Source organism: Brachyspira sp. (genome assembly GCF_050873525.1).
Classification (GTDB): Bacteria; Spirochaetota; Brachyspiria; order Brachyspirales; family Brachyspiraceae; genus Brachyspira.
In genome coordinates, this window is record NZ_JBNMIZ010000051.1 from 1 (window position 1) to 14035 (window position 14035).

Consider the following 14035-nt stretch of genomic DNA (forward strand, 5'->3'; position numbering starts at 1 on the left):
ATCAAGAATTGTATATTTATTTATGAATAATATCAATTTTCATTTAAATGGAATTTTTAATTAAATATTGAGATTTTTTAATTTAAATATAAAATGTTAACATAGTAAATAACAGGAGAATATATGAGTATAGGGACGGGCAGAACCGAACTCGAAGACGGAATAAAATTATTTAGAAATGAAAATTATCAAGAGGCTATAGATTCGCTTGAAAAAAATTTTGAAAATAAAAACGATGTAGAATCGGGCTATCATTTGGCTTTAGCCTACGCTCAAATTCAAAATTATGATAAAACTCTCGAAACTTTCGATAAAATAATGCGAAGACTGGATAATCCTTTAAGAATAATGCAAGCTCATATTATAGTCGGATATATTTACGCCGTAAAAGAAATGTATGATTTGGCGGAATTTGAACTTCTTGACGCTCTTGCTTCTGGAATAGAAAACACTCAAATTTATTCGGTGCTGGGTTATATTTATTATAAAAAAAATAATACTCGAAAAGCGATTGATTTTTTAAGAAAAGCGGTTGCTCTAGATTCGCAAAGCGCAAATGCAAGAAATTCTCTCGGATTCATTTTGGCGGACAGCGGAATCAATATTGAAGAAGGAATTTCGGAAATAAAAAAGGCTTTGAATACGGACCCGAAAAATCCCGCTTATTTGGATTCTTTAGGCTGGGCTTTCTTCAAAAAGAACGATATAAATAACGCAAAAGAATTTTTAACAAAAGCTTTTGAAATCGCTCCAAATAATAAAGATATAAAGGAGCATCTTATAAAATTAGACCAGTTAGGTTATAAAAAATAATAAAGGTTGAATCATGAAATTTGTTTTTATATTTATATTTTTATCAATAAATTTATATTCTCAATATCAATTAAAATATATCGGGAATATTAGTGTAACAAGAAATAATAAAAAAATCAATTTGGATAATTCGGTTAAACTATACGACAAAGATATAATAGAAACCGAAAATGACGGATTTGCTGAAATCAAAATAAACAATAAATATTATTATATCGCAAATAATGGAAAAGTTAATTTGGATTCAAAAAACGCGGAATTGAAAAACGGAGCGATTTATATAAGAAATAACGCTTTTAAATCTCTGGAAGAATTTAAAAAATACGATAACGATTTGCAAGTATATGCCGACCCCGTTCCTCTATATGCGGGAAAAATGGGAAATATTTTTATAACGAGCAATGACGAAATAAAAATAAAAGATTCAAAATTATTGGGAAGCGCAAGACCGATAGTAAAATTTTTTGAAATAAAAAATTCGGATAAAAAAATTAAAATATATAAAAGCGTATTCGGAATATATGTCGGCGCTCAAGATAAAAAATATCAATTCGTCTGCAATATGGAATTGAAAGATAAAACTTTATTAAATTTGGCGATAGATATAAAATTGGATTTCACTCCTCCGCCTCCGAAACCGAAACAAATTCAGGGCGTGACATCCACAATGACAAATATAATAAGCAATCCTCAAAAGTCAAGAGAAGAGCGAGAACTTTTAAATGGAAAAATATATATATCTTACAGCCCTACAAATTATGCGGACAAAGTTTATATGATGCCCGCTCAAGGCAGATATTCTTCGCAGTTTGGAGCGTTTAGAGGCTATACTAAAGATTACGCAAGATATCATCAAGGATTCGATATAGCGAATTCAAACGGTTCTCCGATTTATGCGGCAAATAACGGAGTAGTAAAAATATCGAGAGAATTATTTGTTCGTGGAAACTGCGTTGTAATAGACCATGGCGAGGGAGTTTATAGCAGTTATTTTCACATGTCTAAATTAATCGCCGAAGAGGGACAATATGTGAAAAAAGGAGATATAATAGGTTTAATCGGTTCTACGGGGATGGCTACGGGACCTCATTGCCATTGGGAAATGCGCGCGGGAAATATGACTTTCGACCCTTTAAGTATTTTGGAAAAAAATTATTCTGATTTAAAAGATATAAAAAATTTAACAAGAATAAAATAGGAAAGCGTATATTGACAAACCAAATCAAATATGCTATACATTAATTATGAAACATGAATATATTTATATAGTTCAAGCAAGATTAGAGCCTTCAAAATGTAAAATAGGCAAGACGAACGATTTGGAAAGAAGATTGAAAGAATATAATAATATGACTGGAAAATCTAAAGAAAATATTTACAATTATTTGTTTTGCTGCGAAGTAAAAGATATGACGGCTCTTGAAAATGAAATAAAGAAAAAATTTTCCACGCTTCGAGAAGAAAAAAGCAAGGAAATATATTTTTATAATTCGCCGTTATTCGAAGATTATATAAAATTTATAAAATCCAGCAAATTATTTATAAAAGAAATATATACAAAATCGAAAGACGAAATTCTAAAAAAAGTTAAAATAGTAAAGAAAACAACGCCGACTCTTAAAGAGCGAGGATTATCTAGAAAAGATATACTTCAAAAAGCTCAAAAAGTAAATAACGATGAATTTTATACTCGAATAGAGGATATTGAAAAAGAATTGTCTATGTATGATAAAAGAATTTGGAAAAATAAAACGGTTTTTTGCAACTGCGATGATGCCGTAGATAACGATGAAAGAAACACTTCGGCGTTCGCTTTATATTTTTTGAGAAATTTTATAGAACTTAAATTAAAAAAATTAATATGCACTCATTATGACGGACCGGTAGATTTATTTAATCAAGGCTCGAAAGCTTATGTGTTTACAAAAGATGGTTTCAGCGAAAAAAAAGATTTCCCTAAAAATTATAGCGGAAGTTTTGACGACCCTTTATCTCTCAAAATACTTAACGAAGAAGCGGACATTGTATGCACAAATCCTCCTTTTTCAAGAGCTATAGATTATTGGAGAATTTTAATTAATAGCGGTAAAAAATTTATTATAATATCAAATTTTACAAATGTTTTAACTCCAGCTTATATACCATATTTTAAAAATAATCAGGTATGGGCGGGCTATAATAGAGTAGATTATTTTCTAACTCCTAAAAAACAACTAACTATGGCTTCTGGGCATTGGTATACGAATTTCAAAATAAAAAATCGTCCAAAATATAAAAATTTAAAAATAATGCCATTAAAAGATATACCAAAAAAATATAAAAAATATGACGATTCTAAAATATTGCTGGTTAATAATAATTATATTCCAAGCGATTATAAAAGACCGTTTGCCGTATCGGCTTATCCTATGTTAAGCGGGATTCTTGAAAAAGGCTATAAAATTTTTAGCGATAAAGAATATTTTCCGTATATAAATAAAAAGCGATGTTTTGGAAGAATTCTTTTACAGAAGATATTATAAAATAAAATATTATAAAATGTTAATCGAATAATTATGCAGAAAAAAGAAAAATTGATTATAGAACCAGAAAATATACATAAAATAGAACCTTTATTTATAAGATATTTGACGATAATAAGCGCCGTTTTATTTTTGATTTTATTTATATTTTTTTTCGGAAAGAATAGATTAAACGAAGAATATAATATTATAAATATTTGGAGCAAATCGACAACTGCAACCGAAACTCCCGAACTTGATAATAATTTTAATATAGAAGGAGATTTCAAACATAATTTTTTTACTAAACCAGAAAGTATGATTCATTATTTTAATAAAAATGGAACGACTATTTTTTATACGAATTTATTAAGAGGAGAACTCGCCTCTGCAAATAATGAAAATTTTATTATTTATAAAAGATACGGAAATTATATTGACGCCTACAATAATAACGGACTTATTTTATGGAGAACGAATACATCTATTTATCCCGAAATGTCGCCTTATGCAAACAGAACGATTTATCATTCGAGCGATAATTCAAAAATACAAATGTTCGATTTTGATAATAATCCTTTAAGTTCGCATATTCAATACGGAGAAATTGTAACGGACGGAGCTTTTGCGTTGAATACTGGAGATTATATAGCGGGATTTTCAAGCGGAGACATTGCCTATATAAATAGAAACGGAAATTTAGGATTTGCAATTTCTTCAATATTAAGCGAAATAAATATAATCAAATCCGTTACGATAAGCGAATACGGAAGTTTTGCATTGTCGATAAGCGGAATAAGACAAGAATATATAAGTTTATACGATTCAAAAGGCGGAACTTTATGGTATGCCGAAACGGGATTAAATAGACGAAGACATGTTTCTTCATTTGTAAGCGAAAAATCTATGACGGCTTTCATGCTTTCGGACAGAGATATTATTTTATACAATTTGAATAACGGAAAAGAAAAAGACAGAATCAATATAGAAAAATATAATATGCAAAATGCGATTAACATGAAATTAAACAGCGAAACGAATACGACAATAATGAGCGTGTCTAAAGATGGAAAAAGTATAGTTTTAATTTACGATAATAAATTGAAAGAAATTATTTACGAGAATTCCATAGACGGCTGGGTTTATTATTTGGATATATCGAGCGAAAAAAACGAATATATGATAGTAAGCGACAAAAATATTTATACTTATAAGAGAGTAAAATTATGAATAAAAATATATTAATATTAATCTTTATTTTATCTTCAATATCGTTTGGCAGAGTTCCGATTGACGAAAATAAAATAAGAATCACAAGCACTTTTGGAGAATTCAGAAGCGACCATTTCCATAACGGAGTTGATTTTGGCGGAAGCAAAATGGAAATATATCCGATTGCGGACGGCGAGATTGTATATTATTCCGATATAGCCGAAGACCCGACAAGGCAGTTATACGGAGTTGGAAATACGATTATAATAGAACATCCAAACAGCGTAAGAAGTTATTATTATCATATAGAAGACGGAACTATAGAAAAATCTTTTGCGAAAGTAACCGAGAGAGACACTATCGCTTTAACGGGAAACAGCGGAAGGTCGGGAGGCGCTCATTTGCATTTAACCGTTGAAAATATAAAAGAAGGTTTGGTAGTTGACCCTTTGGAACATTTGAAAATTTCAAAAGGTTCGGAACAGAATCCTTTAATACATGGAATTTATTTGAGAACGGAAAATAGGCTTATTCAAATAAAAGACAGAATGCCAATGCGATACAACGGCGAACTCCGATTATTTGTTAGGGCATACGATTTGCTCGGAACTATTCCAATGGGACTTAAAAGAGTAAAAATATATATGAACGATGAACTTATAAGAGATTACGATTTTACTTATTTTATAAAGAGAGACAATATTTATTATATAGCGCCGAATTATACTTTTGAAGAAGTTTACGGAGTCGATTCGCATTTTTACAGAGGCGGAAATTTTACTCCAAGAAGAGGAAGATATGTTTTCAAAACCGAAGTGACGGATTTTGATAATAAAACCGTGAGTCTTACGAGGACGGTTAATTTTTATTAAAAGCATTTTAATTATAATAGTTTTATATATGATTTTAATTTACTTTATTAAAACTTACTTTAAAATCAAAATTATATAAATCGGTTTGACATTTTAAAACATTTACGGCTAATTTTATATTGTCGTATATTTTCTTGCTTCTTTATTTTGTTCTATTTATTAAAAAAGACACCGCAATAAATACGATGCCTTTTTATATTAATAAAATTTTATTATTTCTGTTTTTCAAAATTATTTATAGTTAATTTTTCCCACCTATTATGTGTAGACATAGTTTCCCAAGTAGCAGTGGAACTTGATGAACTATTAAATGTAATTGTCCCCGTATGACGCTCTGGTATATATGTATTATTAAACATATTTGAGTATCCTTCAATACTAATTTCTACAGTGTAAGGATAATCGAAAGTATCGTTAAGTTTTCCTTTATAATCGTATTTATTATATACACTACCAGAAGGAGAGTATTCCTCTTCAAGATTTATATTACCATTATTATCAACCGTAAATGTTCGAGACGAAGAACCGCTCCCAACAATAAAACTACCCCGCCACTTTCCTACAAGTTCCGATTTAGATTGGCTTCCCCCTTCATTTGGATTTTGTTTTGGTTTGCAGCTAATTGAAAATAATAATATAAATAATGCGATTAAAAATGTTTTGAAAGAATTATTTATTAAAGATACAATTTTAGCACTTGACTTGACTTGACTTGACTAACGAATTTACAGTAATTTTTGTTATTTTTCATTTTTTGCCTCCACAAATGAATTATTTATGTTAATATTATAGTAAATTTTTTAGCCTTTGTCAAGCGTTAATTAATAAAATTCAAATATGGCGGACTTGTTACAATTAACGAGACGCTGTTATCGTTTAGTAATTTCATTGTTTTAAGAGCATCATCACAAGTTATTTTATTTATAAAATTTTTCATAGAAATATAATACTTTAATATTTATATAAATTCAATATTAAAATTTAATTGATAATCATATCTTATTTTCAATTCAATATAATCTTTAATTAGATTATTAAGAACGATTGATTTTTATTAATAAATTTTAATTATAATTTTTTTTATTTAAGCATTAATTCCTTAATTTCTTTATCATAAGACGAATTATTATAAAATTTCAAATCGTAATTGCTAATCAATAATTCTTTTCCAATATCCGCTTTTTTTTGTTTATAATTATTCATTCCATATTGCAAATCCCATTCGAGCATATAAAAGTCTTTATAAAGTTCTCTTATATAATCGCAATTATCATAAGTGAGTAAAAATTTAGATTTAATTTTATATAAATAATTTTTAAATGTTTCATGATTAAAATTTGAATGCAAAATGCCTTTTTTACCATATAATTTAGATTTTGCCGAACTATAATAAGGCGGGTCTAAAAAAATAAAAGTATCTTTTTGATTGCTTGAATTAGAATCAATAAAATCAAAAAAATTATTGCATGAAAAATTAAAATTTTTAATTATTTTATGAGTATTTTTTAATCTATCAATAGAACTAATTGTAAATCTCGATTCGTAAGCTTTTTGAGAAAATCCTCCGCTATCTACAATGCCCGAAAAAGTAATTCTATTAAGAATAAAAAAATCGATTCCGCGTTCAAGCATAGAAAGATTAAAATCTCTTCTATATAAAATAAAATTATATAATTCTTTACCATTTTTAAATTTGTTTTTTAATTCAACGATTCCTTCTATTAATTTACTTGGCTGCATTTTTAAACTATGCCAAAAACAATATAATTCGTAATTTAAATCGTTTGCATATATTTTTGTATTTTTCATTATTTGCGAAATATAAATGCCGACAGAACCGCCGCCAAAAAACGGCTCTTTATAAATCTTAAAATCGTTAGGAAAATATTGATATAAAAATTTTATCGCTCTACTTTTACCTCCTGGATAACGCAATGGCGATTTAATTAAACTCATATTCATGCCTTTTGAATCCATATATTAAATTTATTTTCTTCACATTCGGAATTTAATTTATATATAATTTCTATTTGTTTTTTATTTAGTCGATTTGATTCTGTAAAATATTCTAAATTATTATTTGGCAAATTTATATCATTTTTTAATTTATTTGAAGTTAGACGCAAAACTATTTTAAAATTTCTTTTAATTTTAAAATCTCTAATCTCGCATAGATTATTATAAATCATAAGTTTCAATAATCCGTCTTTAATATCGTCATTAGACGGCAAAATAGAATCTTTACTATGTTTGCTTTCAATTAAATACAAAATATTATCTTTATCTAAAACATCGTCAATAGTAAAATAATAATATCCGCCTAAATAATTTTCTATTTCTATTTTTGTTTTCTCGCCTATTCCGATAGATTCTTTAGGTTGCGATGTTAAAACTTCTCTATTTTGAGCATTTTTTGCTTTATCTCTTGAATATTGCATAAAAGCTTCTCTGTCTTTAGTAATATTGATTTTAAATTTATCTATATTCCTTGAGTCATGAAGTTTTATCTTAAGTTTTTGAGAAATCTCTTTATAAGATATTTTTGCTTTATTTATAAGATTTAATAAATCTTCATTATTTAATTGATTAAGATTCCAATGTAACGCCGATTGATGATAATTGCTTAATATTTCAAGTTGTTTGTATATAAAGTTTGACTTTAATTTTTGATTTGTTATTTTATTCGGTTTATTTGTATTTCTAATATTTTGTTCCGCGTCTTCATAGAATCCTAATATAACATATATATTAAGCAAACTCATTAAAGAAATAGTATCCCATTGCAAATAATCCATATCGCCGTCAATTCCTTCGTCTTTTATTATTGGAATTATAGTAGCAACCTTACCACTGCAAGAATCAAAACTATCATACACTCTTGCATAAGGATACGAGCGAGTTCGTTTTGGGCTAACCCATTTGCTTATTGATATGATTTTATTATTAATTTGAATATTGCATTTACTCGGCAAATCGTTTATATCAATATTTTTAGAATTTAAATCAAAAGTTTTTAATTCCTCCCTCCAAAATTTTTTGTATGAAAAGTTTTTTATTTTTCCAAATAATATTTGCACAATATTGCCTCAAGTATATTTTAAATTGAATATATAAAAAATTATATAAAATTTATTGTAATATACAAGTATAAAATAAAATAAATTGTATTGATTTGTTCTATTATTTGCGTGGAATCGAAATTCTTAAAATAATCTTCAGAGATTTTATTCTTTAACTCTTCTTCAACGATATTTAAATCATAAGTCATTTTACAACCATCTTTTAATAAATTATACATTTTATTCTATCATATTTTATGCATTTTTCAATTAAAAGTAAATAAATTATATAATTATAGCTTGACAATTTATAATTATTGCATTATTATAATAGTTATCCGTTTATCTTTGGACGATTTTTATTTTTGGGAGTAGTTTAAAATAGTATGAATGAAGAATTATTTTCAAGAAAAGAAACCGTTAAAGATATTTTCTTCATTATAGAAGATAAATTAAAAAAAGGCTTATTTAAAGAGTCTATGGAAGATTTTGACAGAATAATGGCTATGGACTTTGAAAACGCCGATTTATACGATAATATTTCATGCGTAAAATTTTGGATAAATAGGCTTGATAATTTAGAAAAACTTAAAGAAGATTATTTAGAATATTGTAAATTTTTGGATTCTTCTTATAAAAAATTTTGTAAATTTGTAAGAGATAAAAATTATAAGACGGATTTAATATCAATAAACGCGATTCATTATTTTGTATATAACAGAATAATCGAATTATTAATGTCGGAAGATATTAACGGAAAAGAACAGTTGAATTTGCTGTCGAACGCGTTTATAGAATTGGAAGATTATTCCAAAGGCTTAAAGGCTTATGAATATTTGAATACTATAGAACCTTATAATTCAAACACTTTAGGCTTTATTGCGGAAATTAATCATAAATTGGGAGACGAAAAAAAGGCAAAAATGTATATCAGAGAGGCTTTGTTTTACGAACCTCTCAATATTGAATTTGAAAGAATTACGATAGACGCCGTTAGAGAGATTAGAGATATAATAATAAAGAGAGGAATTCATAATAACAGCAGGGAAGAAATTATAAGTTGGATGAGCGCTTACGGAGAACTTATGAATATTCTCGATATAAAAAAAGAATTAAGCAGAGAAGAAGAAATTGAATTAAGAAAAAATATTTCAAGGCTCGAAGCGGATTATAGAAAATTTAAATTAAGAGATAAAGTCGCCCCAAAACTTTTATCTTCTTACGCATTTCTTACGACTTGCCTTATAATGAGGCATAGCGGTTCGGATATGGAAGAGATAGAAATATGGGGAAGAAAAATGGCGAATATAGATAAAGATTTATTGCAATATTATATAAAAATCTTAAATAAGAGGTGAACTATGTCGGAAGCTCTAGAAAAATTGGAAAAGGCTTTTACGGAAGAAACTTTTACAAGAAAAAATTTATTGAATTATACCATTAAATATTTTACGGATTTAAGCGGAATAATAAACGATATTAACGATAAAAACGAAATAGAATCCGCCATAGAAACGGCGAAAGCGCAGCTGGAAAAAAATCAGCAGCATATATCAGCGTTGTATTCAATCGGATTTTTAAATTTGAAAATAGAAAATTATTCGGATATGCATTTGGATAAACTTTTGGGAATTTTCAAAAACGCGAAAAAATGGAATATCGTAGAATATATCTCTCAAAAAATTTTGGACGAATATTACGAAAGCGATTATGCATTAAGATATTTGGCAAATTATTATCAAATTTCAAATAGAGAATCGGAAGCGGTTGAAATTTGGGAAAGATTGATTAAATTCGACACTTCAAATCCCGAATTGCCCGAAAAAATAGCTCATATTAAAGAAGCGGCAGGAGATACTGTAAGCGCAGTTCATTATTATAAAATAGCTTTTGAAAGAAATCTTATAAGAAAGAGAAATAACGCAGAAAGCAATATTAAAAAAGTTTTGGAATACGAGCCAGACAATTATAATTATTTGCTAAAATACGAATCGGCTTTGTATGAACTCGTTGACGCAAATATTATGATTGATGTTTGGAAAATAATTTTCTTTTATTATTTTGAAAACGCGAGATATAACGAAGCTTTGAAAACTATTAAAAATCTTCTTAATTATGAGCAGTCGATAGTAGCGCAAAATAACAAGAAGGCAAAATTTTTCAGACATAGATTAGTCGATGTTTATAAGGCTTTGTATCCGAATCATACTCTTTTTGAAAAGATAGAAGAAATTTCCGCTATAACGAATGTGAATAAAAAACCGAAAGACTGTATTGAAATTTTTGAAAAATATATTCAATACGATGTCGACAAATATGTCATTCATAGAAATTTCGGAGTCGGAAAAATTAAAGCTTTAACTATAAACGAACTTAAAATAAAATTCGTTTCACAGGAAGAAGAAAGAAAAATGACTTTCGATATGGCAATTCAGTCTTTAACGACTTTGCCAGAAGACGATATAAATGTTTATAAAGCATACAAACTTAAAGAATTAAAAAAGATTGCCGAAGAAAACCCTACGGAACTTTTGACTATAATCTTAAAATATAGAAAAACCATAAGCGCAAAAGATTTGAAGCAGGAATTAACCGCAAGTCCGAGCGTAGTCGTTTCGGAATCTTCTTATCCTAAATGGCTCGAATCGGCTAAAAAATCCGTGCGAGCTTCCACAACGGTTAAATTTGATAAAAATACTTTCTTATATAACGAAGGAGCGGAAACTTACGATGCGGAAAGTTTGGCTAAATTTAATAAAACGGAAAACTTCTTTGAAAGATACAAAATATATATGGAATATTTGAATTATACTCCAAATTTGAATTCTGAAGAAGCGAAAGAAATGCATGATTATTTTGTCCATATCGCTAAAGATAAAAATTCCGAAAACGATGCGAGAATAGTAAGCGCGATATATTTGAAAATTTCGGAAGAAAACGAAAAAGGAATTCCTTCGCTTTCAGATATGATTAAAAATATTGACGATTATACTCATATATACGAAATATTGCCGTCTTCAAATTATAGAGATAAATTTCTTAAAGCGATTTGGGAAGGAAAAAATGAAGAATATTACGATATTATATTAAAAATATTGTATTCCCCTCAAGTGAAGAATCATTATTTAATCGTAAATAAATTATTTGCGGATGGAAAAACCGATATTTTATCGAAAACGATAGACGATATATTTTTGCATTACAGGGAATATCCAGAGTCTTTCGTTTATTTCGCTCAAAAGATTCTTGACGGGGAATATTCGGACGAAGTAGGAATTAAAATAAATAAAAATTCTTTAATGATAGGTTTATTAAGCGTAATATCATATTTGTCAAAAATGGTAGACAATAAAGAAACGGCGGTGCAGGGAAGAAAACTTTTGAAAACCGTTTACGAACTTGTATTTGATAAAAATTATCTTTTGAAATTTATAGAAGCGGAATCGGAAGATGATGTAAAAATTATATTCGGCGAATTCCAAAAACTCGTTAATTTGGAACAGCATTATAAAACCGATATTATTTCGGCGGTTATAAAACGATTCCCTAATTGGAAAATATAATTTGTAAATAGTTTATTAATACGAATGCAAAACGAAATGCAAAGTAAAATTAAAAAAAAAATATGCATCATTACCGATATAAACGGAATTTACGGATTCGGGCATTTTACTCGAATGAAATTTATTGCAAATAAACTTTCGTCATTTTACGATTTTATATTTTCTTCTATTAATAACGAAAGCGAATTATTTTCTAAATTAAATCTAAATATAGAAACTTGCAAATTTGACGAAATAAAAAAACTTGCTCCTTATTTGATAATAGTCGACTCACGAGAGATTGATAAAAAATATATAAAACGATTAAAAAAAATCTCTCCCGTTATAATCGTTGACAGCGTTGGAGAGGAAAGAAATTTTGCCGATATAGTTATAGAAATGCTTCCCAATTTGGACAATTCCGATTTGGTTAATATAAAGCCGTTTTTAGCAACGATTCTTAACTTGAATATAAAACCTCGATACGACAGCGAAGCGCCGATACTCGTTTATTTGGGTTTCAATAACGATTTGAAAAATAAAGCTTTTGAAATTATCTCTAAAATAGAAAATAAAAAATTTGTATTTATAGAATCTCAAAAAGAAAGCGAAAATATAATATCAAAAAAATTCTCGCCCGATATTTTTGAAAATCCTTATTCGGCTGTTATAACTTATTTCGGACTTACCGCTTTTGAATGCATTGAAGCTAAAATTCCCGTGATTTTACTTTCTCCGACAAAATACCATAACGATTTGGGAAAAAAATGCTGCGATATATTTTTTAATTTGGGATTTTTTGAAGATATAAATATTGAAGAGGCTTTTGACAAAATAAATAATTTTCTTTTTGATTTTGATTTGCAAAATGAATATAAGGAAAATTCCAAAAATATAGATACGGAAAAATCGATTGAAAGAATAAAAATTATAATCGACAATATTGAAAATTTTAAAAATATAAAATGCGATTTTTGTAAATCAAAAAATATAGAAATAAAAAATAGAAATGGAGAATCGAATTTATATAAATGCAAAAAATGTAATACTTTATTCAGAAAATATTTTCTTCCCGTTTCAACCGATTATTCTTCAAAATATTTTATCGAAGATTATAAAAATCAATACGGAAAAACCTACGAAGAAGACGAAGAGAATTTAAAATCTCTTGCAAAAAATCGTTTGGAGATAATAAAGAAAATTAAACCAGCGGGAAAAATATTGGATTTGGGTTCGGCTATGGGATTTTTTTTGAAAGAGGCTTCGTTAAACGGATACGAAACGGAAGGAATAGAGATAAGCGAATATGCGGCGAATTACTGCGTCAATAATCTTAATTTGAATGTTCATAATATTTCTTTACTCGATTTTGAATATAAAGAAAAAGAATACGATATAATAACGGCTTGGTATGTTTTGGAGCATATATGCGATTTTGACAAACTCTTAAAAAATATTTTATTCTCTCTTAAAGACGATGGAATACTCGCTTTGGCGATGCCCAACGGAAACGGAATAAGCGGAAAGTTTAATAAAAATTATTTTAAGATAGTTCCGTCCGACCATGCTTTTGAAACCAATCCTAAATCTTTGGATAATTTTTTTAAAAAATATTCTCTAAAAAGAATGCATTTGAAAAACAAAAGCGTTTATTATAATAGATTTTGCGATATTTTTAATTTGAAACTCTTAAAAGAAAATAAAACTTCAAAAAATTTTTATGATTTCATTGCGAAAAAATATAATCTGGGCGACACTTTTGAATGTATATATAAAAAGATTGAGTAGTATTTTATATGTCATTACGAGCGATAGCCAAAGTAATATATTCTGTGTGGATTGCTTCGATTTATAAATAAATCTCGCAATGACATGCGTTTTTCGTCATTCGCCGTAGGCGTCCTGTAGGGAACGAGGCGTAGCCTGAAGTAATCCACTTTGTTTGGATTATAATAATGAATTTAATAAAACAACTATAAAATTATGTTAACTTTTTTATAAATTCACTTAAATTATTTATGATTTTATCCATTTTA

General features: G+C 27.9%; 10 protein-coding genes. 8 read left to right on the forward strand and 2 right to left on the reverse strand.

Translation table 11 applies throughout. The features are described 5' to 3' along the window. The first annotated feature begins 123 nt into the window (after window positions 1-123). From ACR0QS_RS05105 to ACR0QS_RS05125, 5 genes are read left to right on the forward strand one after another with little or no spacing between them, the layout of a single operon-like run. Complete coding sequence (locus ACR0QS_RS05105; protein WP_432632367.1) at window positions 124-813, forward strand: tetratricopeptide repeat protein; 690 nt, start codon at window positions 124-126, stop codon at window positions 811-813. Window positions 814-826: 13 nt separating this feature from the next. Then, entirely contained in the window at window positions 827-2011 is a 1185-nt protein-coding gene (locus ACR0QS_RS05110) for a M23 family metallopeptidase (RefSeq protein ID WP_432632368.1), read from the forward strand. Between the two features lie 46 nt (window positions 2012-2057). Continuing rightward, window positions 2058-3335 (forward strand): adenine-specific methyltransferase EcoRI family protein, encoded by a 1278-nt coding sequence (locus ACR0QS_RS05115; protein WP_432632369.1) that lies wholly within the window; start codon window positions 2058-2060, stop codon window positions 3333-3335. Window positions 3336-3368: 33 nt separating this feature from the next. Continuing rightward, a complete protein-coding gene (locus ACR0QS_RS05120) occupies window positions 3369-4544 on the forward strand; it encodes a hypothetical protein (protein WP_432632370.1) in 1176 nt (391 codons plus the stop codon). Next, window positions 4541-5398 carry a M23 family metallopeptidase gene (locus tag ACR0QS_RS05125; protein WP_432632371.1) on the forward strand — a complete coding sequence of 286 codons (858 nt, stop codon included), beginning with the start codon at window positions 4541-4543 and terminating at the stop codon, window positions 5396-5398. Before ACR0QS_RS05120 ends, ACR0QS_RS05125 begins: the two co-directional genes overlap by 4 nt. 1080 nt (window positions 5399-6478) lie before the next feature. On the opposite strand, the gene ACR0QS_RS05130 is transcribed toward ACR0QS_RS05125, so the two are convergent. After that, window positions 6479-7354: a DNA adenine methylase gene (locus ACR0QS_RS05130; RefSeq protein ID WP_432632372.1), complete on the reverse strand. Its 876-nt coding sequence runs from the start codon at window positions 7352-7354 to the stop codon at window positions 6479-6481. Window positions 7355-7356: 2 nt separating this feature from the next. Further along, entirely contained in the window at window positions 7357-8475 is a 1119-nt protein-coding gene (locus tag ACR0QS_RS05135; RefSeq protein ID WP_432632373.1) for a hypothetical protein, read from the reverse strand. A gap of 368 nt (window positions 8476-8843) precedes the next feature. Between ACR0QS_RS05135 and ACR0QS_RS05140 the strand changes: the two genes are divergently transcribed. Genes ACR0QS_RS05140 through ACR0QS_RS05150 form a run of 3 tightly spaced genes read left to right on the forward strand, consistent with a single transcriptional unit; the run spans window position 8844 to window position 13787 of the window. After that, window positions 8844-9815, forward strand: coding sequence for a hypothetical protein (locus tag ACR0QS_RS05140; protein ID WP_432632374.1), 972 nt, complete (start codon window positions 8844-8846; stop codon window positions 9813-9815). 3 nt (window positions 9816-9818) lie between these two features. Next, on the forward strand, window positions 9819-12020 hold the full coding sequence (locus ACR0QS_RS05145) for a transcript cleavage factor (protein WP_432632375.1): 2202 nt from the start codon (window positions 9819-9821) through the stop codon (window positions 12018-12020). Window positions 12021-12056: 36 nt separating this feature from the next. After that, window positions 12057-13787 carry a class I SAM-dependent methyltransferase gene (locus ACR0QS_RS05150; RefSeq protein WP_432632376.1) on the forward strand — a complete coding sequence of 577 codons (1731 nt, stop codon included), beginning with the start codon at window positions 12057-12059 and terminating at the stop codon, window positions 13785-13787. The last annotated feature ends 248 nt before the right edge of the window (window positions 13788-14035 follow it).

Excerpts from the sequence above, each read along its gene's own strand:
- ACR0QS_RS05105 (WP_432632367.1), top strand. The coding sequence starts at position 124 with ATGAGTATAGGGACGGGCAGAACCGAACTCGAAGACGGAATAAAATTA.
- ACR0QS_RS05110 (WP_432632368.1), top strand. The coding sequence starts at position 827 with ATGAAATTTGTTTTTATATTTATATTTTTATCAATAAATTTATATTCT.
- ACR0QS_RS05115 (WP_432632369.1), top strand. The coding sequence starts at position 2,058 with ATGAAACATGAATATATTTATATAGTTCAAGCAAGATTAGAGCCTTCA.
- ACR0QS_RS05120 (WP_432632370.1), top strand. The coding sequence starts at position 3,369 with ATGCAGAAAAAAGAAAAATTGATTATAGAACCAGAAAATATACATAAA.
- ACR0QS_RS05125 (WP_432632371.1), top strand. The coding sequence starts at position 4,541 with ATGAATAAAAATATATTAATATTAATCTTTATTTTATCTTCAATATCG.
- ACR0QS_RS05130 (WP_432632372.1), bottom strand. The coding sequence starts at position 7,354 with ATGAGTTTAATTAAATCGCCATTGCGTTATCCAGGAGGTAAAAGTAGA.
- ACR0QS_RS05140 (WP_432632374.1), top strand. The coding sequence starts at position 8,844 with ATGAATGAAGAATTATTTTCAAGAAAAGAAACCGTTAAAGATATTTTC.
- ACR0QS_RS05145 (WP_432632375.1), top strand. The coding sequence starts at position 9,819 with ATGTCGGAAGCTCTAGAAAAATTGGAAAAGGCTTTTACGGAAGAAACT.
- ACR0QS_RS05150 (WP_432632376.1), top strand. The coding sequence starts at position 12,057 with ATGCAAAGTAAAATTAAAAAAAAAATATGCATCATTACCGATATAAAC.